Below are 21,038 nucleotides of genomic sequence, written 5' to 3'. Positions count from 1 at the left end.
ATCTGAAAAGCTGTGGCGTCAGACGATTGACCTGTACCTCAGGGCCAGCTATCCAATACTCCGAAGCCGCAAAACTTGTACCAATGTAATTTCATGTACAAGATTTTCATAGCGTTTTTCGATGAGTTACCTGTCATGGTTGTTGCAGGTCTTGACTGGTCCGCGCAAAGCCAATTGTCAGAGATGAGAACACGTGTCAGCGCCATCGCTTTTAAAAGTGCATAAATCTTCTTGTGAATTGACCAGCGCCCTTGTTAGCCATCCCACATTATTAACTGCCGCATCAGGAGTGGCATCGTTGATGACATATCCCTGCAATTTCAAAGTGTAAGCCCGGCAAGAAATGTATAAACTCCTCAATCTCTATCTATACAGCACTCTCAACCGGCAAGAGGCGCTGACTCTATAACGGAGCAACAATGTTAAAGGATCTAACGGCGCTGTTTGCGCCACAAAACCGTCGTTTGATCAAGCTGACGACCGTTGCCCGTGACGAACAGGAACTCCTGCTGGAAAGTTTTTCCGGCACTGAAAGCCTGTCCGAGCTGTTCAGTTTCGAGTTGTCGATGATCAGCCGCGATGCCAGCCTGGAGCTCAAATCGCAGATCGGCCAGCCTGCACAACTGGCAATAGAACTCGCCACCGGCGAATCGCGCTTCATCAATGGCTATATCAGCACCTTCAGCCTGGAAGGCAGCGACGGCGGCCTGGCCCGCTACAGCGCCACGCTAAGCCCATGGCTGTGGATGCTCTCGCGACGCGTCGACTCGCGCATATTTCAGGAACAGACCATCGAAGCCGTTATCCGAACGGTATTTGCGGCCTACGGCGCATTGCCCGACTTCGAGTTTCAACTCAGCCAGCCACTCAAGACGCACAGTTACATCACCCAGTACCGTGAAAGCGATCTGACCTTTGTATTGAGGTTGCTGGAACACGAAGGCCTGTTCTTCTATTTCGATCACAATCAGGAAAAGCACACGCTGATCATTCTTGATCACTCGCGTGACCTCTCGCCCCTGCCGCAACAGCCAAGCATTCGTTATCACAGCGCATCCGTTACCGAGACAGCGGACTCGATTACCGAATGGCGCAGCCATCGACGTCTGCAATCGGGGCGCATGTCCATTCAGACATTCGACTACAAGCAGCCTCGTAATCAGCTGCCTGTCGGCATGCCGAGCCTCAATGAGCAGGGCAATGTCGACGCGTATGAAGTGTATGACGTGCTCGATCACTACAGCCATGGCACCTTCAAAGACGGTGAACGCCTGGTGCGTCAGCGCCTGGAAGCCATTGAAGTACAGGGCAAGACATTCACCGGCAACAGTACCTGCCGCGCCATGTACCCTGGCCACACCTTTGAGCTGACCCAGCATTTTGATCATGACCGCGGCTCTGCTGAAGATCGCAGTTTTCTGCTGATAACGGTCAAGCATGAGGGCAGCAATAATTACCTGTCGGACGAAAGCGCGGGCTACAAAAACGAGTTTGTGTGCATTCGCCACAAGATCCCCTATCGTCATCCGATCACCGTTGCGCGCCCGAGCATTAACGGCCCGCTGAGCGCCATCGTGGTCGGGCCGGAAGGTGAGGAAGTGTTCACTGACGAGCTGGCGCGGATACAGGTCAGGTTCCATTGGCAGCGTGGCGACAGCCTGCCGCAAGGCACCACCTGGTTAAGGGTGGCGATGCCCAGTGCTGGCAGCGGCTTCGGCCATCAGTTCATGCCACGCATCGGCCAGGAAGTGCTGGTGACATTTCTGGCAGGCGATATCGACCGGCCTCTGGTGACGTCGGTGCTCTACAACAACATTAATCTGCCGCCACGCTTCAGCAAGGCCTCGGGGCTGCCGGGCAACCGCACGCTGTCGGGGATCCGCACCCAGGAACATAAAGGCAGCGGCTTCAACGAATTGCTGTTCGATGACACGCCAGGCTCACTGCGCGCGCGCATGGGCACAACCCATCAGGCCACAGCCCTCAACCTGGGCAAACTGACCGACCCGCGTACTGACGGCACCGCCCAGCCGCGCGGCAACGGTGCAGAACTGCGCACCGATGCCGCCATCGCCCTGCGTGCCGCGCAGGGCATGTTACTCACCACCTATGCGCGTACCGACGCAAAAGGCTCGCAACTGGATCGCGAAGAGCTGCTCAAACTGCTGGCCGAGTGCGGCGAGTTGTTCAAATCCCTCGGCGAAACCGCTGCCGCGCGCGGCGGTCAGGCCGTGGATGTTCAAGGCATCGACGCCTTGCGTCAGTCGCTGAATCAATGGCCCGCGCCGGACAGCAACGGCCTGGGCGACCCGGTACTGGCCATGACCGCAGCAGCAGGTATTGCCAGCGCCACGCCGCGCTCGCAGGTTCACTATGCCGGTGAACATCACGACACCACCGCGCAGAACAACCTGCAATTGACCAGCGGCGCGGCCATGCACCTGCAAGCGGGCAAAGGGCTGTCAGCCTTCGCCCAGGACGCTGGCATCAGCGCCATCGCCAACCGCGGCAAAGTGCTGGTGCAGGCCCAGGAAGACGACATCGCCCTCAATGCCCAGAAAAACCTGCATGTCTCGGCCGTCGAAGGCGAAGTGGTCATCACCGCGCCGACCATTCGCCTGGTCGCCGATGACGGCAGTTACATCAAGATTGGCGGCGGCGTCGAGATCGGCTCGCAAGGCAAAGTCACCGTGCACGCCAGCGAACACGACTGGATCGGCCCCAAGACCGACAGCGCATCGATCCCCTCATTCGGCCGCGACCCCGCCGCCCAGCAGGTCACCTTCCACTACCCCGGCCACAGCGAACAAAGCCCGCGGGCAGCAGCGGACCACTCGTATGAAATCAAACTGGAAGATGGCAGCCTGGTGAAAGGAATGACGAACGCAGACGGACTGACAGAGCGCGTGCAACGCGAAATGATGCATCAGGCGCAAGTATCGGCACTACGCAGCGGCACACCGAAAGGAGGTGCCCAATGAACGGCGCCGATGAATACGCCGTTGCCCAAGGCAACACACGCCTGATCCCCAACCTAAATACCACCAGCAAAATGGAAGTTCCCGCCGACTTGCCCGGCGTAGTGATCTTTCTGCATGGTGTGAATGACCCGGGGGCTTCTTATGAGTCGGTGGAGACCGGGTTGTGTCAGGGGGTGAATGAGCGGCTGGATCGGCCGGATCTGGTGGCTGGGCGGTATGGGGCCAAGTACAAGGCAGCTGAAAAAACAGCGCCTGAAAAACGGAGCAGTGACCAGAAGGTAATAATCGATGATTCTGACACTTATCTTTATCGGCGCGACACCACTGACCCTAAAACCCACAGCCTTCTCATCCCTTTTTACTGGGGCTATCGAGCAGCACCTGAGGATATAAAACGCGATGATGCGGGCGACCCGCTCAGAATGCGCAATCAGTTTCAAGACATCAACGGCAACCGTCTGGATCGTCATTTTGCCAAGGGCGGTGGTTTTTTCGCCAACGCGACAAACAATTTACAAGAAATGTATGGAGAAGGCTTCGAGCCAAACTTCAAAACTCATTCAGTAGAATTCTTGAGTGCGGATAACTCTTTATACTTTGGAAAAGCGCCTTCAAGGCACTACTTTGTGCTGGCAGCGCATCGTTTGGCGATGCTGGTCCGCGAGATTCGCCGCCTATCGCCCGATGAAACCATCACCATCATGGGCCATAGCCAAGGCACGCTTATAACGTTATTGGCGCAAGCCTTGTTGGTCGATGAAGGCCAGCGTTGCGCGGACACTGTGATCATGGTTGACTCACCCTACAGTGTGCTGCCAGACGTAACACCCAAAGACCATGACACCCTCTCAACGCTGATCAATATCGTCAGCGCGGTTACAAAAAACCCTCACACACAGCCGCCATTGTCAGACCTGAGAAACCCCGCTACCTATGCAGGCAGAAGTGGGCCTAAATGGTCGCCCGCTCAAGGTACCCGAAAGAATAAGCTTGGTAACTTGACCGTCTTCCCCGAACGAGATAATCGCGGCAAAGTGTATCTCTACTTCTGTCCTGATGACACCACCGTGGCGCTGGACGATGTGCAGGGCATCGGCACGTATGGCGTACCTGACGCTTTGCCGGATGGGCGAATGGCTATGATGATCCTGCAGGCAAGACGCTTTTATCAGCGGATGTGGACAAAACGCCATCGCGACGGAGAGCCGGTTTTGGTAGGCAAGACACCTCAGCCCGAGTTTCTGCGTGCGGAAGGCGAGAGCCGTTACCCAGGCGGTTCTTTCTTTGTCGGGCTTGTCTCTCAGGCACCCGTATCAGAAGGGCAAGAACGCCTGATCAATGCAGAGGCATTGAATCCCCCTCACGAACCGCAGATGTTTGGCGGCGAAGCAATCAAAGGGACACCCACGACCGCTGGCAGAGATAGGCCTGACGATGTCGGGAAAAGCGTTGCACTCGGCAAAGACGCGGCCACGTTTCTCTGGATACAGATGCCTGGTGAGTATGACCCGTACAAGATTGATAAGGAGCAAGCTCTGGCACGTTATAACAGCCTGTCCAATGACCCCGAAGAACATACCAGATCGGTACGCATCTCCAACAATCGTCGAAGCTTTCAGCGAGAAGAAACACCGTTCGAAGTCCGTAAACGTATGGAACATGACAACAGTACATGGGGAGACAACTCCTATCACTCCGGTTTGCTACGGAGTCCGGAGAATCACCGTTGGGTTACTGCAATGGACATCGCGATTGGCCAATGCAAAAGCCTGGACGACCCCGCAATGTGTGAATTGCTGGTGGCTATTGGGGACTGGCGAATGGATGCAAAAAAATTTCTCAATTCAACCGAGTCCCCAGCGTGGGGGCGTCTCAGTCCACGTGCCCAGGCATTGGTAAAGGCCAGTCATCAGTACTATCAAAAAGGTATATTTCCACCCTATGGAGTGGTCCCTCTGTCCCCACCGGCCTTGGTCAAGAATGTCTTGAATAAAGGGGCAAAGCAGTGACGGACACCAAACAAAAATCTTCACTTCGCCCATCACTAAGACCCTACCTCTGGACGATCGGACTAACGCTGGTGCTGTGGCTCGGCTTTGTCATCATTGTTTATTTGAAAGCACAGGAAACCGACGTGGAACTTCGTGATATACATTCAGTGTTACGCTGGAGTATTACAGGGATTTTGGCTGCTGCACTATTGGCGTACAGCGGGCATTGGTGGGGCAACGCGGTCGCTCATGAAAAAGCTGAACTGGCCGCTTATAAATCCGAAGTGATCACTCAGAATGCAGAACAGGAGGCTGCTCGACAGCGAACCTATTCACTGGAGATAAGAGGTGCCGGAATTGGCATCTATGAAGATCATCAGTCTGAAATCTGGGATTTCATAAAAAAGAAAAACAATAATTTTGTCTCTATCTTTTCACGGGACCCCAAGGATTATGACCCCTCACTCGACGCTAAAGAGATCAGCGCAGATATAAAATTACAAGTCGCTTTCAAACATTCAGCGTCTGAATCCGTAGCCTATTGGCCGATTCCAGTCTTCGCGCTTGGCCCACCTAATCCATATGAAAAACCCTACAGAGCCGCAAACCTGATCAACGCCGGTCGCAATGCTGCTACTCTCGGCGTCACGCTATTCCTATGGCAGGACGATGAGAGCACGAGCAATGCTCAAGCCATGATTGAGCGACTTTTCAAGTTCTTCAACGATAATCCGCAGGTCCCACAAGCATTGATCGCAAGTCAGGACGGCGACGTCACACGAAACATTTATCGTAAACGTGGTACCCCCGGCCTGCCCAAAAATGCTCAGGTCGTACCGACCGTGTTCGAAAGCATGACAGGCCTACTTGTCACCCGTTCGGATCGTGTAGACCGGTATATTCGTCCTTATGCGATAAGCGAAAAAGAAGACAATCAAAACAAAAATACCGATCTGGGCAAACTTTGGGCTTTTTATTGGAGCCGTGATAAAGCATTTTCAGACTGGTACGAAAGCGCGGAGAGCGCCAAGGGGATTGAAAGCCCCTACGCTCCAGGCACCATGTCCACCGCCTACTGGCAAGCCCAGCTCCCTACCCTCTGGAAAACCATCAGCAATCGCGGCCCTGGCAACTTCGAGCCCTCCCCGTGGCTGCCCATCCGCTGGGGTCAGCATCAGGTCAAGGAGTTCGACGCTGCGCCGGTACTCGGCTATTTGCACCGCCCGATCAAGGCGCCCATGCAGGATGAAAACGGCAAGCGCTTGAAACCTGCTTTACAAGCCAAAGCCTTGCAAGCCGCATGGGTGCAGGCGCTGGACACGCTGCCCGACGGTCAGAAACCTGTACGGGTGTTCTACGACAGCACCAACAACCCGGAAGCGGAAATCGCCCTGAACAACGCCCTGCACGACCTGAACAAGGACGGCCACGGTCTTGAGTTGGGTAATGTCGAAGAGGGTTACGACATCGGTCGTCGTCTGGGCAATACCGGGGTTAGTGGTGCGCTGGTCGAGATCAATCTGGCAACCATCGCCAGCTACAAGGATGGTGGCGTCAGTGCGGTGGTCTACGCAGGCACCGATGGCAGCCTGACCGTACAAATGGTCCGCCCGCCCGATGAAGCCCGCAAAGTGAAGAACACTCAGAACCGCGGCGCAGACCCGTTTACCTTCGGCTCGCCAACCGGCGGGGCACCCGCAGAGTGAGTTATCCCGTCTGCCTGGGCGACGCCACCAGCAGTGGTGGCCGAGTGGTGTCCTGCCAATTGGCAGGCACCCACACACTCAACGGCAAGCCACCGGCCGTGCTGGGCGACAAAGCCACCTGCCCGCTTCATGCGGGTGAGTTCGCCTTTATCGAAGGCCACCCCACCCGAAAACTGAACGGTATCCCGGTGGTCCTGCACGGCCATCGACTGGCGTGCGGTTGCCAGGGCGTGGCCAGCCATGCCATGAATGTGCGAGTGGTCTAGGGATTTTATTTGCAATCAGGCCATGCAACGAGGGCACAGTAAAACGATATTGAATTTCGTGATTTTAAAGAGGTGGGTACAACCATGCTCTAAACGCAAAATCTGACCATCGCGCCTGTGCCCTATTCGTCTATGGGGTTTGAGAAAATCGGGAGTCGAGCCAGCTAGCGTGAACACAGGGCTATGAACTCCCCGACTAGATCGTCGGGCAGTTGATGATCCTCCTTGAAGCCTTAAGCAGCAGTAAATCACCGAGAAAAAGTAATCGTTCAGATCGCTCAGTACCGCCGAAAACTCATACTGCATACAACCTTCAGGAGGATGTTAAGCCCAGCGATCAAGATAGTCGAAGCTGCCCAATAGCCTGGAATTCGTGCCGCGCCCCGCCTGTTATGGCCTCATCAAATACCCCGCCAGCCCCTCCACCCGTTCAAGCCACCGCAAAACACTCGGGTACGCCCCCAACTCCACACCGCCTTCCGGTGCCAGCACCACATACGGATAAACCGCACACTCGGCAATCGTAGGTCGCCCCATTGCCAGCCAGTCATGCTGTGCAAGATGTTTGTCGAGCAGCCCCAACACAACAGAAGATTTCTGCAGGGCCTCGGCCTTGTTCAGCGCAGCGCCGAATTTCTGCACCAGCCGCGCCGCGCAAAGGCTGTGCTGGATTTCGTTGCCAGCGAACGAAAGCCATTGGGCGATTTCGGCCTGTCCCTGAGGGTGAGCGGGCCACCACGCCAGACCGCCATATTCGCCAGCGAGGTAAATCAGAATGGCCTGCGAGTCACGCAGGACGACCGGACCATCCTGTAGAACCGGCAATTCGCCCAGTGGATTCAGGTCGGACAGTGGTGGCTTTTTATGCTCGCCGTTCAGAAAATCCACGGCGACCACGTCAAGCTCGATATGGGCCAGGGCAGCGAACAGGCGTACTTTGTAGCAGTTGCCGGAGGCTTGCAGATCGTACAGTTTCATTGTGTGTCTCCATCGACGAGTTGATTGAATTCCAGAACGTTGCCATCAGGGTCGCGGATGAACAGTGCGATTCGTCGCGGGCCGATGGGGTGCGGCCCTTCAGTGACGACAATTCCCTGCGCGCCCAGCCAGCGCTCGAGTGCCTGCAGGTCATCGACGATAAACGCCGGGTGCGTCATGCCCGGCAGTTTCAGTGGGTCATCCAGCAACACGTTGTGAGCACGGGGCACGCGAACGCCATTGAAGATCAGGTTGATGCGCACGCCGTCCGGGCTGAGCATCTCGTTGGCTTCGTAACGTGGAAAACGCGCACTCTCGACAAAACCAAGCGCCTGGTAGAAAGCCAGTGCGCGGTTTTGGTCGCTGACGCGAATACCGATGTGGTCGTATGCGAGAATCCGGGCGGGGTTGGGTTGCAGGCTCATGAGGTTGAAACTCCGATTGGAAGCAGTTTCGCCAGTGTCGGCCACGGCAGTGGTTTCACCTATGCTGCGGACCTGACAAGACCTATGCACTAATCGCACAAATCAGAAGGTGGCAATGGACAGGCTCAAGGCAATGGCCAATTTCGTGCGGATCGTCGACAGCGGCAGTCTGAGTTCGGCGGCGGATGTCACCGGGCAATCGGTCGCGTCGCTAGTCCGCTCGCTGGCCGCTCTGGAAAGTCATCTGGGCGTACGCTTGTTGAACCGCAGCACGCGGCGCATGGCCCTGACCGATGAGGGCGAGGAGTATCTGCGCTGGACCCGGCGCATGCTCGCGGACTTCGATGACATGGAACAGCGCCTTGATGGCCGCGACGGCATCGTGCGGGGCCTGCTTCGGGTGACGGCACCTGTCGAGTTCGGGCAGCGTTATATCGCTCCGCTGGTAAACGCCTTTCTCAGCGAGTATCAGGACATCAACGTCGAGCTGAACCTCAATGACCAGATCGTGCCTTTGCTCGACGAGCGCCTTGATCTGGCGTTGCGCATCGGCCATCTCCCGGACTCGGCGATGGTCGCGCGCAGGATCGGGGCGACCCGGCTGGTGACCTGTGCAAGCCCGGGCTACCTGCGCACCGCCGCGCTTCTGGACACGCCGAAATCACTGCCTGAGCACGCGTGTATCACGCTGGCTTCGCACGGCCGGCAGTGGTACTTCCGGCATCAGGGTAAAGAGTTGATACAGGACATTACCCCCAGACTGGTCTGTAATCAGGTCCGCGCCGCCAGCCTGGCCTGCGTACAGGGTCTGGGCGTGACCCGGCTGATGCATTATCAGGTTGCAGATGAACTGGCTGACGGTCGCCTGATCAGGGTACTCAATGACTTCGAAACGGCAGATCTGCCGATTCAACTGGTTTATCCGCACGCCTTGCAGCTCTCACCCCGGGTCAAGGCATTCGTCGAATGGGCGATGCCACAGCTGGAAAAATGTCTGCCTGATCCCTCTCTTCAAGATCGATAGCACTGCCAAAAACTCAACTGATGCTCGCGCAGACGCGCACCTGAGCTCGCCGTGCAAATGTGAAAATTTTGTTAACTATTTGTTCGCAGTGTCTTTTTCTGACAGAAACAACCTGCCACAATAATGAGAACAGTTATCAACATTATTATCATCCAGCCACGGACGGCTTCAGGGAGTGTCGGGTTCATGCCGGGCCAGCAATCACAAAGCCGTTTTCTTTTTACCCCTGCCCTGCTGACAATGGGCATCTGGATCGCAACTTCTCAGGCTGCCTACGGCACTGAAACGCAGGCCACCGAAACGTCATCGACGACGACAATGGAGCTGGGCGCGACGCAAATCAGCAGCGATCAACTTGGCTCTACCACCGAAGACAGTCAGTCCTACACCACGGGCCCGATGCAGACGGCGACCAAATTGCCGCTTACCATTCGTGAAACCCCGCAGGCGGTGACCGTCGTCACTCGTCAGCGCATGGACGACCAGGCCATGACCAGCATCAACGACGTGGTGAAATACACCCCAGGTCTGTTTTTGGACCAGTCCAGCGGACCGGGCCGGCAAACCTATACCTCTCGCGGTTTCGACATCGACAACATCATGTACGACGGCCTGCCCGCCTCGTACTCGGGCTACACGGCAGGCGTTCAGCCCAACCTGGCCATGTTCGATCATGTCGAGGTGATCAGAGGCGCTACAGGCCTGGCTACAGGGTCTGGCAACCCTTCAGCAGCGATCAATATGGTGCGCAAACGCCCTACCGCCATTCCACAAGTCACCCTCACCGGCACGGTCGGAAGCTGGGACGACTACCGCGGCGTATTCGATGCCTCCGGACCACTGAATGACAGCCGCACGGTACGCGGCCGGATAGTCGGTTCCTACCAGGATGCCAACAGTTTCCGCGACAAGGAAAAAAGTGATCACAGCGTTTTCTACGGGGTGGTCGAGGCCGATCTGAACGATGCCACGACCGCCACTCTGGGCTTGTCTCGTCAGGAAGATCAGACCAATTACTTCTGGGGCGGCCTGCCACTCGGCACTGACGGCCATCACCTGAACCTGCCGCGTTCGACCTATTCCGGCTCGGATTGGGAAAACAAGAAAATCCGCATAGACACCGTGTTCGGTGAGCTGGAGCACCGTTTCGACAACGACTGGAAACTGCGCGTAGCAGGCTCGAGCTCGGCGCTGGACGGTCTGTTTTCAGGCACTTACCTGTCGCGCTACAACGGCCCGCTGGAAACGACGGCCTATCAGTCCAAGCCTGAGGAGCAGCAGACTGCGTTCGATGTCTACGCCAGCGGACCGGTCGAAGCGTTTGGGCGCACCCATGAAGTGGTGGTCGGGACCAGCAGGCGCGTGTACGACAAGACCAGCAAGGAGTACAGCCCTTATGACACAGGACTGCCGATTGGCGCGCCGAAGCCGGACTTCGTCCGCGATGGCAAGACGCATAGCATCGCCACCCAGGATGCGGTCTACCTCACTACACGTCTGAGCCTGGCCGACCCGCTGACCCTGATCCTCGGCGGGCGTCTGGACTGGTACAACTACGATGATCGCTCTGGTGATGAAGACTACAAGGTCACCCGCAACCTGACGCGCTACGCGGGGCTGATCTACAAGCTCGATGAACACCATTCCCTGTACACCAGCTACACCGATGTCTTCCAGCCACAGAGCGCGCAAAGCTTGTCTGGCAAGGTGCTAGACCCCGTCGTGGGCGAAAACTATGAAGTCGGCATCAAGGGCGAATATTTCAACGGCGCCCTCAATGCCAGCCTGGCAGTGTTCCGGATCGACCAGAAAAACCTCAAGACCGAGTCACCGACCCAGGCGGGCTGCGCGGTCCTGACCTGTTACGACGCAGCCGGTCTGGTACGCAGTCAGGGCATCGAGATGGAACTGCAAGGCGCGCTGACCGAGAACTGGCAAGTCGGCGCAGGCTACACCTATGCCCGCACCCACTATCTCAAGGACACCGATCCGACGAACAAGAACCAGCAATTCAACACCGACACACCGGAGCACCTGTTCAAGGTATCGACCGTCTACCGCCTGCAAGGCGCACTGGAAAAGATGCGCGTCGGCGGCAACGTCTACTGGCAGAGCCGCATGTACAACGACATCGCGCTCACCGATGGAAGCTATCGCCTGGAACAAGGCAGCTACGCCGTCGCAGACTTGATGGCGGGGTATCAGGTGAGCAAGAACCTCGACTTGCAACTGAACGCCAACAACATCTTTGACCGCACCTACTACACGGCGATTGGCGCAAGCTCGGTATGGGGCTCCACCGACGTCTACGGCAACCCACGCAGCTATGCGTTGACGGCCAAGTACAGCTTCTGAACCTGGGCCACTCCGCTACCGGGCATGCTTGGTAGCGGAGTGATTACCGGCGGATTAGGCAACACCTACACCCCAAACGCCTTCGCCATACCGCCCACCCCTTTGGCAGTCAGCTTCAGTGCTCTGGAGTCCAGATGGCGGCTTACCCAGCCGCGCGTGAGCATCAGCTCCAGCAGCGCCGCCCCCAGAGCGCCACCGATGTGCGGGGCGCGTTCGCTCCAGTCCAGACAGGCGTAGGCCAGACGTCTGCGTTGCTGACGTACTGCGTCCACGTCGATGCCCAGCGCGTTCAGTGATTCGACACCCCGTTCACTGATCACATAGTCCTTGCCCTGCTCATTTAACCAGCCGGCCTTCAGTAAGGCGTCGTGCAACTTGACGGCGACTTCACCGGCGCAGTGGTCGTAACAGGTTCGAGCCTGTCTCAAGGCAGAAGGCGTGTTGGGTTTGAAGGGCGCAGCGCTGTGCTGAGTCAGTAACAGCAAGGACTCCAGCGCTTGCGCCACCTGCGCATTGGCCAGTCGATAGTAACGATGCCGGCCCTGCACGAGCATTTCCACCAGCCCCTGCTCACGCAAACGCGCGAAATGCCCGCTGGCACTCGATGCGCCTATATCGGCCAGCGCCGCCAGCTCGGTCGCGGTTCGTGCGTGCCCGTCCAGTAGCGCACAAAGCATTTTGGATCGTGCAGGGTCAGCAATGGCACCCGCCACTGCCGCCAGCGAGAGGTCTGCCGCTTCAACATCCATAGTTCAGCCATCCCTGAAGTGTTCTGGTAGGCGGCCATCATACTGCTGCCAAACCACTTGAAGGGATTCACCCATGTATCAATCGAGTTTTTTTGGCAGAAAAGTCGTCGCAGCTACATTTCTGATGGCTGTGTTTGGCTGGGGCATCGGCTTTTACGGTCCACCGATATTCATGTATGCCGTCATTCAGAGAACCGGCTGGTCGACCGCGCTGTGCTCGGCTGCGGTCACGGTGCATTTTCTTGCAGGTACGTTAGTCGTGGTCAACCTGCCTGCGTTATACAAGAGGTATGGCCTCCCATGGATTACGGTTTCAGGGGCGGTAACCCTTGCTGTCGGCGTGTTCAGCTGGTCGATCGCCAATCAGCCCTGGCAATTGTTCATCGCCGCGGCGCTGAGCGGGTTCGGTTGGGTAACCATGGGCGCGGCGGCGGTCAACGCTACCATCTCGCCATGGTTTGTCAGCAAGCGCCCTGGCGCATTGGCGATGGCCTATAACGGCGCGAGCATCGGCGGTGTAGTCTTTTCATCGGGCTGGGTGTACCTGATCGACCGGTTCGGGTTCAGCCTCGCTGCGGTCGTGGTGGGTGTACTTTCAACAGGCGTGATTGCGCTCCTCGCTTTCGGTGTGTTCCGGTTCAGGCCTGAACATCTGGGTCAGCACCCCGATGACATTCGCCAGACAGCCACTGACCTGCCTCCATTCCACGAAACTGCGCCCTTAACGTTACGGAGTAACCGACCATTTCTTACGCTGGCGGCGGCCATGTCGCTCGGGCTGTTTGCGCAGATCGGCCTGATCAGCCAATTATTCCTGCTGCTGATTGATCACGTCACACAGCAGACCGCAGGTATGGCCATGGGTGTCGCTACCTGCAGCGCTATCTTCGGCAGATTTCTGTCCAGCAGGCTATTAGCGCCAGGCACCTGTCGACGCCACGTCGCCTGCCTGAGTTACGCCTGCCAGTGCCTGGGCTGTGTGGTGCTGATGTTTATAGGCACAAGCCCTGCCCTGTTATGTGCCGGCATGATTCTTTTCGGTGTGGGTATCGGCAATGCGACATCACTGCCTCCGCTAATTGCCCAAGCGGAATTTCCCAGGCATCAGGTTGCGCGCGTGGTGACGTTGATCGTCGCCATCGCTCAAGGCTGCTACGCCTTTGCGCCAGCACTCTTCGGTGGTGTCCGGACTTTATTCAACGGGCCTTACAGCGACCTGATAGCGCTGGCACTTGCTGCCAGTATTCAGGCGGCAGCGATACTTGTCCTCATCAGCACTCGGCCACATGGAAAACCGTAGCCAATGCCTAAAACAGAGTGACCACTCTGCTTTTAAAAAAGAATAATAATTTCTGTAAAATAATAAAAACCACTAATTTATTGCCATAAAAATGAATTTTGCGGAATTAAAGCAAAGCTAAATCCGCATAGTTGATACCTGAATTTACAAACAATCAACTATATAAAATTGCATTCGTGTATTTTACCGTTCAGCAATTTTCTGCTTGTCACGCACGTCTTGAAGAACCTGTCGGCCGCCCCGGCTGCCGACTTGCCTGTCTGCCTGTTTCATATTTCTATTTGGAGACTCTCCCGATGGCCAGCCCCCTGCTGCCTGTTGTTACCACGTTGCTGATATCCCTTTCCACCTTGGCCGTGTCTGCCGCTGACCGGCAGAACCCGCTGCCATCAACCTCGAGCGAGCGGCGTGCAGAAGTCGACGACCAGCGCGAACACATCACAGGTGCCGACCTTGCCGTGCAGAAAACACCTGGTGGAGCACAAACGGTTGTGGATGCCCCGATTGATACCGCAGACGCCCCTGGCAGCGATGCAGACCACTGATTTCCCCGCTGACACACAAACGATCAATCAATGAATGACGTAAGGAATAACTCCGTGTCCATGATCAAACAAGGCCTGGGCCTGAGCCTGTTGGCGCTCGGTATCGCCCAGGCAGGCAGCGTGTTCGCTGTGACGCCGATGACAGGCAACGAAGTCGAAGCGCGCGTAGGCGCAATGCTCGACAACATGACGCAATCGGAAAAAATCAATTTCTCGCGCGTTGACGACGGCCGGATGATTCCGAAGCTGGACAAGTTCAACCTGCAGGGTACGGTCGCCTATGATTCGGCGATGGGCGTGCTGGTCGGCGGCAAGACGTTCGGTGCGCAGTACCCTTCCCCGTCAGCACTCGCAGCCACTTGGAGCATCAACCGGGCCAAGGAATTCGGTCTGGCGATCGGCTACGAAACCCGCATAGCAGGTGGACAGCAAATGCTCTCGCCAGCCATCAACCTGTACCGTACGCCTTTCAACGGGCGAGCGGCTGAGTACATGAGCGGCGAAGACCCGTTTCTCGGTGCCGTACTGGCGCCTGCGGTGACCAACGGCATTCAGGTTCAGGGCGTCCAGGCGGCCGCCAAGCACTACCTGATGAACGAGCAGGAAGCGAACCGTCATTATCTGGATGTGAAGATTGACGAGCGAGCGATGCAAGAGCTGTATCTGCCTGGCTTCGAGTCACTGGTCAAGAACGCCAATATCGCCTCGATCATGTGCGGCTACAACAAGATCAACGGCGAATATGCGTGTGAAAACCACCACCTCATCACCGACATCCTGAAAGGCCAATGGGGTTTTCAAGGTAACGTCATGAGCGATTTCAACTCGGTTCAGGACGCCTTCAAGGGTGCGTGGGCGGGTACCGATATCGACATGCCCAGCGGACTCCAGTTTACTGAAGCCAAACTGCTGCCTTATGTCTGGAATGGTCAACTGCATCAGAACGTGATTGATGACAAGGTGCGCAGAAACCTGAGAGCACTGGTCAGCTATGGTTTTGATAAGGGAATCAACAAGGCGCAGCCACTGGAGCATCGTGAGTACGGGCAACTGGCCGCACTGAACGTGGCCAGAGAGTCGATAGTTCTGCTGCGCAACCAGCCGGTAGACGGAAACAAACCTCTACTGCCACTGCCCAGAAACGCAAAGATAGCCGTCATCGGTGATCTGGCCATGCAGCCGCCGACCGCGCCGTTTGGTACGGCTTATTCGGCACCCGCAAGCTATGTCACTGAACTGAGCGGGCTCAAGCAACTGGCGTCGAACACATCCAACGTGGAATACCTTTCACAGATGAGCCTGAACCCGAAGTCGTCGGTCTGGTATCAGCCCGCTAAAGACCAACAGGCCATCAGCAATACCGGTGTAAAAGCCGAGTATTACGCCAATACCTCGCTGTCCGGCGACCCGGTTGCAACCCGCGTCGAACCCGGCATCAATCTGGACTGGATTACCAACACCAACCAGACCGATAACGGCACCAGCACAGTCAACGGCTATACCCCGTCAGCAGGCTCGTTCTCGGCGCGTTTCACCGGCAAGATCAAACCGACGATCAGCGGCCCTCAGGTGTTCAAGGTACGGGCGGACGGTGCCTATAAACTCTGGATCAATGACGAGCTGGTGCTTGAGGATGAGGGCTCGCAAGTCTCGTTCGACCTGATTCCAGTGGTGCCGCGCACTGTCAAAACGGCCAGTCTCAAGGCCGGTACCGAGTACAACGTGCGCCTGGAATATCGCCGGCTTAAAGGCAACTTCACTCCGGTGCTGGGCGGCATGAACGGTGTGCAGATGAGCTGGGCATCGTTGCGTCCACCGAAGAACCTGGGAGATTACGACGCTGTCGTGGTAGCCGCCGGCAATAACTTCGAATACGAGGGTGAGTCGCTTGATCGGCCGTTCGAACTGCCGCAATTCCAGTCCGAGTTGATCAGCTTCATTCAGAAAGCCAACCCCAAAACCATCGTCGTACTGCATGGTGGCGGTGGTATGGATATGCAGCCCTGGGCTGACAAGGTAGCTGCATCTCTGCACGCATGGTATCCGGGGCAACAGGGTGGTCAGGCACTGGCCGAAATTCTGTATGGCAAGGTCAACCCGTCGGGCAAGCTTCCGATCACCCTGGACAAGAAGGCGCAGGACAACCCCAGCTATGCTTCTTACTCGAACCCGGTGCCGTACTATTTCAGCAGCGCCAACCCTCCAGTTGAAATGACCTACAGCGAAGGCCTGTACCTGGGCTATCGCGGTTACGACAAGAAGCACACCAAACCGCTCTATCCATTCGGTTTCGGGCTTTCCTATACCACGTACGAGTACAGTGATCTGAAACTGTCGAGCAACGTATTGGCTCCGGGCGCGACCATTCAGGCCTCTTTCAAGGTCACCAATACTGGCGACAAGGCAGGTTTTGAAGTTGCTCAGCTTTATGTGCAGCCATCCAGGCCTCAGGTTGATCGCCCGGAGAAAGAGTTGAAGGGCTTTACCAAGGTTTACCTGAAGCCAGGCGAAAGCAAAACCGTCACGATTGCACTGGACTCGCGTTCTTTCGCTTATTACTCACCCGATTCGGTGAGCTGGAACGTCGACCCTGGCAAGTTCAAGGTCCTGGTGGGCAAGGACTCGGAAAACCTGGCACTCGACCGCACGGTAGTAGCGCTTTATCCGGAGCAACTGACCACACGAGATTCAAACCCCCTTCCAGTCCCCCTGCGCAAGGCAGTACAAGTCAAGGCAGAGCAGGCCTACTAAGCAACAGCCATTCTGAGCGACAGTATCCCTGAGTAGCGGTAATCGGTGGTCGATGCGACCACCGATTACTCTCATGCGATTGATCGTTGATCATCGCCCTGCCAGTTCCTGCGCCAGTCGTTCGAGAAACCTGGCAAATGCGCTGTCTATCTGCACGTCTGCTGGCGATCGAAGCCACTGAATCTGCATGCCATCCATCATCGCAGCTATCTCGAGGCTGATTTGCCTGACATCAACGTCCTGGCGAATTTCACCTGCCTGAGCCAGCACATTCAGATGCGTCTGAAGATGACTGTGCACAATCTGGAAACGCTCACTGAACCAGCGGTGTGCAGGGTGCGTGACCGATAGACTTTCAGTGTTGATGATCATCAGCGCCTGGCTGACGGAGGCGTCTTCGATGCTGAAACTCATGACCTGCTTCAGAAAGGCCATGAACCCCTCCAGCGAAGCGACTTGCCCGGCGTCATGCAACCTGGCAGCAACGTACTGATCCCGATGTTCAAGAACAGCTTGCAACAACACCAGCTTGGTCGGGAAATGATGCAGCAATCCGACCTGAGAGAGACCTGCAACCTTGGCAATGTTAGACAACGAGGCCCCCGCATAGCCATCCCGGGCGAAGATGGTCATGGCTGCCTGAATGATCTCTGCCTTGCGCACCTCCCCTTTGGGAAGACGTCGCTTCACCGCAGGTTGCTTGACTGTGGCGGGTGTATCAGAACTGTTTGAATTCACGGACATACGAAGGGCACTGTTCGCACAACGAAAGGATAAATCGTAGCATGCGACCGGAAGAAACCCGGAAAAAAGGCCTGGGCACCGATATTGACGCCCTTTAAAGAAACCCGCACGCATGCCGATGCATACCGAAGCCCGACTGTATGTCGATAGCCATAGAGAGACATACCCAAAGTACGGCACCTGACACCCGGACGCTAGGGGCACTCGCAAGCGTCGACCTCGACAGTGAGATTGCAGTGCGAAAAGCAGCCACGGGCAGCTGCCCGACCATGCAGACAATTAACGTGTGAGCCGGAGGCGCTCTGAAATACCTGACAAGAGAAGAGCTGGAAGCACAGGTCGTGCACCTGCGCGCAGCACTTGAAGAAGCCGGTATCGACGCCGGGCCGGAAAACGGCGCAGCAGCACTGCCCAGCCGGGAGGCGCGCAAGCGTGCGGCTTTTGACAGCGCGCTGGACTTTGCCATGATCCTCACGGATCCAGACGGCATCATTACCGACTGGAATCCGGGTGCAGAACAGGTGTTAGGCTGGTCCGCTGCACAAATGGTCGGGCAGGATGCGGAGTGTTTCTTCACGCCGGAGGACCGCGCCTGCGGCCGGATCGAACATGAAATGCAACTCGCTCTGAGCGTCGGCCGAGCGTCGGACGAACGCTGGCACCTGCGCAAGGATGGTCAGCTGTTCTGGGCGTCTGGCGAAATGATGCCGCTGTATGACGAGGAAAATACTCACCTTGGCTTCGTCAAGATCCTGCGCGACCGCACCCGGGAGCATCTGGTGGCACGCGCAACCGAAGAAGCCCAGGAACGTTACCGGTTGGCCGCCAAGGCTACCAATGACGCAATATGGGATTGGGATTTTACCGCCAACCACGTGCTCTGGAATGACGCACTGGAACAGGCATACGGCCACCCCCTGGCGACACTGGACACCTCCGGTAACTGGTGGATAGCCCAGATCCATCCCGATGACCAGACACGCATTTACCACTCTATCCATGCATTGATTGACGGCAGCGGCACTGCCTGGACCGATGAATACCGTTTTCGCCGATTCGATGGTACTTATGCCAATGTTCTGGACCGTGGTCATGTGATACGCAACAACGAGGGCAAAGCCGTACGCATGATCGGCGCGATGCTCGACATGTCACAGATGCAACAGGCAGAAAACGCGCTGCGCCAGAGCGAAGAGCGCTCCAGAGCCATGCTGGAGACCATCGAAGCAGCGTTCGCCATCATTCAGGTCAAGTTCGATGCAGACGACAGCCCGGTAGACTACCGGTTCATCGAGGTCAATCCTGCCTTTGAACGTCAGGCCGGTGTCGATTTGCGTGGCAAGTGGGTGACCGAGTTTGCTCCAGACCTGGAGCGTTTCTGGTTTGAGGCTTATGGCCATGTCGCCAAAACCGGCGAACCTGCCAATTTCGAGAATTACGCCAAGGCGTTCGAGCGCTGGTTTGAAGTCAGAGCGGTGCGTGTCGGTGAACCGGCTGATCGACAGATTGCAGTCATCTTCAGTGACGTGACGGAAAGACGCAACGCCGAGGAGCGATTGCGCACCAGCGAAGCCGTCGCACGCGCGAACGTCGACCGCGTTCAGCTCGCCCTCGCCGCGGGTGCGATTATCGGTACCTGGCATTGGGACTTGACGGCCGACCGCTTTACCGTCGACGAAGCCTTCGCCAAGGCGTTTGGTCTTGACCCCGCTCTGGGCTTCGATGGTTTGAGTCTGGAACAGGTCATTGCCACTGTTCATCCCGAAGACAAGCAAGGCTTGATCGATGCGATCAACGCGGTCATCACCAGTGGGCGTGTTTATGCCCACCAGTATCGGGTCCGCCGTGCCGACGGCCTCTACTACTGGATCGAGGCGAACGGCCGCGTCGACCGTGCCGATGACGGCACTCCACTGAGCTTCCCGGGCGTGCTCATCAACGTCGATGAACGACGTGCTGTGGCGGCCGAGCGCGACCGGGCCACTGCAGCCCTGCGCTCGCTCAACGACACGCTTGAACAGCGCGTGGCAGCACGCACTGCGGAACTGATGCAGGCTGAAGAAAAGCTGCGTCAGTCGCAGAAAATGGAAGCTGTCGGGCAACTGACTGGCGGTCTCGCCCATGATTTCAACAACCTGCTGGCAGGCATTTCCGGTGCTCTGGAACTGATGAGTACCCGTATTGCGCAAGGGCGCTGGAACGATGTAGACAAATACATCGTCACCGCACAGGGCGCCGCCAAGCGCGCAGCGGCCTTGACCCACAGGCTGCTGGCCTTCTCTCGACGTCAGACGCTGGACCCGCAGCCGACCGACGTTAACAGGCTGATGAAAGGCATGACGGACCTGATCCAGCGTACGGTCGGCCCCAGCATCGTGGTCGAAACCATCGGGGCCATGGGGCTATGGGCAACGCTGGTCGATGCAAGCCAGCTGGAGAACGCGCTGCTGAATCTGTGTATCAACGCCCGCGACGCGATGCCGGACGGCGGCCGCATCACGATCGAGGCCAGCAACCAGTGGATAGAGGGTGAGGTGGCGCAGGGTCACGATATGCCTGAGGGTCACTATCTGTCGCTGTGCGTGACCGACACCGGCACAGGCATGACGCCCGATGTCATCGCCAAGGCATTCGACCCCTTCTTCACCACCAAGCCCATTGGTCAGGGCACCGGTCTTGGTCTGTCGATGATTTACGGGTTCGCCAACCAGTCCGGCGGCCGGGTGCGCATTCAGTCGCAGGTGGGCAAGGGAACATCGATATCCCTTTATCTGCCGCGTTACGACGGTAAGGCGACCAGAGACGAGAGCGATGTGCACCAGGCGCCGTTCGAAGTCACCCAGTCTGGAGAGACCATTCTGATCGTGGACGACGAACCGACGGTACGCATGTTGCTTACCGATGCGCTCGGCGATCTGGGTTATACCCTGATCGAGGCGGCCGACAGCCTGGCCGGCCTCAAACTGCTGCGCTCGGACGTGCATATCGATCTGCTCATCACCGACGTAGGATTGCCCGGTGGCATGAACGGGCGACAAATGGCCGACGCCGGACGCGAAGTACGTCCGCATCTGAAAACCCTGTTCATCACCGGTTATGCAGAAAACGCAGCCATTGGTGACGAGCAACTCGGACCCGGCATGCGGGTATTGACCAAGCCGTTTGCGATTGATGCTCTGGCTGCCCGAGTCCAGGAATTGATGAGTGCCTGATGCAACCGGCT

Annotated in this window: 14 protein-coding genes; 10 read left to right on the top strand and 4 right to left on the bottom strand. The window is 57.0% G+C overall.

From position 1 onward, the window contains the following. The first annotated feature begins 419 nt into the window (after positions 1-419). From KP808_RS08145 to KP808_RS08130, 4 genes are read left to right on the top strand one after another with little or no spacing between them, the layout of a single operon-like run. Positions 420-2,981: a type VI secretion system Vgr family protein gene (locus tag KP808_RS08145; protein ID WP_230018036.1), complete on the top strand. Its 2,562-nt coding sequence runs from the start codon at positions 420-422 to the stop codon at positions 2,979-2,981. Next, positions 2,978-4,990 carry a T6SS effector phospholipase Tle3 domain-containing protein gene (locus KP808_RS08140; RefSeq protein ID WP_230018034.1) on the top strand — a complete coding sequence of 671 codons (2,013 nt, stop codon included), beginning with the start codon at positions 2,978-2,980 and terminating at the stop codon, positions 4,988-4,990. The genes KP808_RS08145 and KP808_RS08140 overlap by 4 nt, the downstream gene beginning before the upstream one ends. After that, positions 4,987-6,678 (top strand): type VI lipase adapter Tla3 domain-containing protein, encoded by a 1,692-nt coding sequence (locus tag KP808_RS08135; protein ID WP_230018032.1) that lies wholly within the window; start codon positions 4,987-4,989, stop codon positions 6,676-6,678. Before KP808_RS08140 ends, KP808_RS08135 begins: the two co-directional genes overlap by 4 nt. Next, positions 6,675-6,944, top strand: a complete 270-nt coding sequence (locus KP808_RS08130) for a PAAR domain-containing protein (protein ID WP_003424462.1) — start codon at positions 6,675-6,677, stop codon at positions 6,942-6,944. The genes KP808_RS08135 and KP808_RS08130 overlap by 4 nt, the downstream gene beginning before the upstream one ends. Before the next feature lie 390 nt (positions 6,945-7,334). Here KP808_RS08130 and KP808_RS08125 read toward each other — a convergent pair whose 3' ends face one another. After that, positions 7,335-7,922 (bottom strand): glutathione S-transferase, encoded by a 588-nt coding sequence (locus KP808_RS08125; protein ID WP_058408462.1) that lies wholly within the window; start codon positions 7,920-7,922, stop codon positions 7,335-7,337. Further along, entirely contained in the window at positions 7,919-8,347 is a 429-nt protein-coding gene (locus KP808_RS08120; protein ID WP_122258247.1) for a VOC family protein, read from the bottom strand. Before KP808_RS08120 ends, KP808_RS08125 begins: the two co-directional genes overlap by 4 nt. A 115-nt stretch (positions 8,348-8,462) precedes the next feature. Here KP808_RS08120 and KP808_RS08115 point away from each other — a divergent pair, with 115 nt between their 5' ends. Together KP808_RS08115 and KP808_RS08110 are read left to right on the top strand one after the other, a co-directional pair. After that, entirely contained in the window at positions 8,463-9,371 is a 909-nt protein-coding gene (locus KP808_RS08115; protein ID WP_230018031.1) for a LysR family transcriptional regulator, read from the top strand. 186 nt (positions 9,372-9,557) lie between these two features. Beyond that, a complete protein-coding gene (locus KP808_RS08110; RefSeq protein WP_230018029.1) occupies positions 9,558-11,726 on the top strand; it encodes a TonB-dependent siderophore receptor in 2,169 nt (722 codons plus the stop codon). A gap of 65 nt (positions 11,727-11,791) precedes the next feature. Here the strand turns inward: KP808_RS08110 and KP808_RS08105 are convergent, their stop codons facing one another. Then, on the bottom strand, positions 11,792-12,475 hold the full coding sequence (locus KP808_RS08105) for an ArsR/SmtB family transcription factor (protein WP_230018028.1): 684 nt from the start codon (positions 12,473-12,475) through the stop codon (positions 11,792-11,794). Positions 12,476-12,548: 73 nt separating this feature from the next. On the opposite strand from KP808_RS08105, the gene KP808_RS08100 reads away from it, so the two are divergent. The 3 genes from KP808_RS08100 (at position 12,549) to KP808_RS08090 (ending at position 17,071) form a co-directional block, all read left to right on the top strand. Next, positions 12,549-13,775 (top strand): MFS transporter, encoded by a 1,227-nt coding sequence (locus tag KP808_RS08100; protein WP_230018026.1) that lies wholly within the window; start codon positions 12,549-12,551, stop codon positions 13,773-13,775. Positions 13,776-14,071: 296 nt separating this feature from the next. Beyond that, positions 14,072-14,320, top strand: coding sequence for a hypothetical protein (locus KP808_RS08095; protein ID WP_230018025.1), 249 nt, complete (start codon positions 14,072-14,074; stop codon positions 14,318-14,320). A 60-nt stretch (positions 14,321-14,380) separates the two neighbouring features. Further along, the gene (locus KP808_RS08090; RefSeq protein WP_230018828.1) at positions 14,381-17,071 is read left to right on the top strand and encodes a beta-glucosidase; all 2,691 of its coding nucleotides are present in this window, start codon (positions 14,381-14,383) and stop codon (positions 17,069-17,071) included. Positions 17,072-17,161: 90 nt separating this feature from the next. On the opposite strand, the gene KP808_RS08085 is transcribed toward KP808_RS08090, so the two are convergent. Next, on the bottom strand, positions 17,162-17,815 hold the full coding sequence (locus KP808_RS08085) for a TetR/AcrR family transcriptional regulator (protein ID WP_230018023.1): 654 nt from the start codon (positions 17,813-17,815) through the stop codon (positions 17,162-17,164). Between the two features lie 341 nt (positions 17,816-18,156). Here KP808_RS08085 and KP808_RS08080 point away from each other — a divergent pair, with 341 nt between their 5' ends. Next, on the top strand, positions 18,157-21,027 hold the full coding sequence (locus tag KP808_RS08080) for a PAS domain-containing hybrid sensor histidine kinase/response regulator (protein ID WP_230018021.1): 2,871 nt from the start codon (positions 18,157-18,159) through the stop codon (positions 21,025-21,027). The last annotated feature ends 11 nt before the right edge of the window (positions 21,028-21,038 follow it).

The organism is Pseudomonas savastanoi (genome assembly GCF_020917325.1).
Taxonomy (GTDB): Bacteria; Pseudomonadota; Gammaproteobacteria; order Pseudomonadales; family Pseudomonadaceae; genus Aquipseudomonas; species Aquipseudomonas amygdali.
This window is presented reverse-complemented; position numbering and strand designations above follow the sequence as displayed.

Excerpts from the sequence above, each read along its gene's own strand:
- KP808_RS08145 (WP_230018036.1), top strand. The coding sequence starts at position 420 with ATGTTAAAGGATCTAACGGCGCTGTTTGCGCCACAAAACCGTCGTTTG.
- KP808_RS08140 (WP_230018034.1), top strand. The coding sequence starts at position 2,978 with ATGAACGGCGCCGATGAATACGCCGTTGCCCAAGGCAACACACGCCTG.
- KP808_RS08125 (WP_058408462.1), bottom strand. The coding sequence starts at position 7,922 with ATGAAACTGTACGATCTGCAAGCCTCCGGCAACTGCTACAAAGTACGC.
- KP808_RS08120 (WP_122258247.1), bottom strand. The coding sequence starts at position 8,347 with ATGAGCCTGCAACCCAACCCCGCCCGGATTCTCGCATACGACCACATC.
- KP808_RS08115 (WP_230018031.1), top strand. The coding sequence starts at position 8,463 with ATGGACAGGCTCAAGGCAATGGCCAATTTCGTGCGGATCGTCGACAGC.
- KP808_RS08110 (WP_230018029.1), top strand. The coding sequence starts at position 9,558 with ATGCCGGGCCAGCAATCACAAAGCCGTTTTCTTTTTACCCCTGCCCTG.
- KP808_RS08105 (WP_230018028.1), bottom strand. The coding sequence starts at position 12,475 with ATGGATGTTGAAGCGGCAGACCTCTCGCTGGCGGCAGTGGCGGGTGCC.
- KP808_RS08100 (WP_230018026.1), top strand. The coding sequence starts at position 12,549 with ATGTATCAATCGAGTTTTTTTGGCAGAAAAGTCGTCGCAGCTACATTT.
- KP808_RS08095 (WP_230018025.1), top strand. The coding sequence starts at position 14,072 with ATGGCCAGCCCCCTGCTGCCTGTTGTTACCACGTTGCTGATATCCCTT.
- KP808_RS08090 (WP_230018828.1), top strand. The coding sequence starts at position 14,381 with ATGATCAAACAAGGCCTGGGCCTGAGCCTGTTGGCGCTCGGTATCGCC.
- KP808_RS08085 (WP_230018023.1), bottom strand. The coding sequence starts at position 17,815 with ATGTCCGTGAATTCAAACAGTTCTGATACACCCGCCACAGTCAAGCAA.